Origin of the sequence: Romboutsia sp. 13368, assembly GCF_018336475.1 — a bacterium.
In the GTDB taxonomy this organism is placed as follows: Bacteria; Bacillota; Clostridia; order Peptostreptococcales; family Peptostreptococcaceae; genus Romboutsia.
Genome location: NZ_CP048741.1, coordinates 779513 through 780036 on the forward strand (window position 1 = coordinate 779513; position 524 = coordinate 780036).

Here is a 524-nt window from a genome sequence, read left to right on the forward strand (position 1 = left end):
AGTAGAAGTTTTACTTCTRCTTTTTTATATTTAAGTTAATATAGAGAGCTAAATTTAAAAATAATTATAAGTATCAATATTATAGTATATAAAATGTATTAAAAGATGATAAATAGGTACCATATTTAATCGATTTGTATATTCTATTAATAGGACGATATTACATATCCAAAAATAAAAAATTGTGGAGGATATGATATGGGAAATTTAGATAATGATTTTGATGAAAGATTAAAAAGGTACTCCGAAGAAATTAGAAAAATGGAGATAGTATATCTAGATGGAAGAGTTAGGTATATAAATAATAAAAGTATAAATAAACTTAAAAGTACAAGAAGATCCTCTAAAGTAGAAAATCAAAACAATAATAAGCAGCAGAGAGATTATTATATAGAGCATGAAAATTGTTCACTATTTAAATATATATTTAATATGTTGTTAAAAATTATTTTCACCTTTATTATATTGATAAGTACATCTTTTGTGTCAAATGAAATTAATAATACAGGAATAGGTGGATTTAC

General features: G+C 21.8%; 1 protein-coding gene. It reads left to right on the top strand.

Annotated features, from left to right (window positions below):
- Window positions 1-198: 198 nt before the first annotated feature.
- On the top strand, window positions 199-524 hold a 326-nt coding region (locus G3997_RS03160; RefSeq protein ID WP_296647984.1), incomplete at its 3' end, for a hypothetical protein.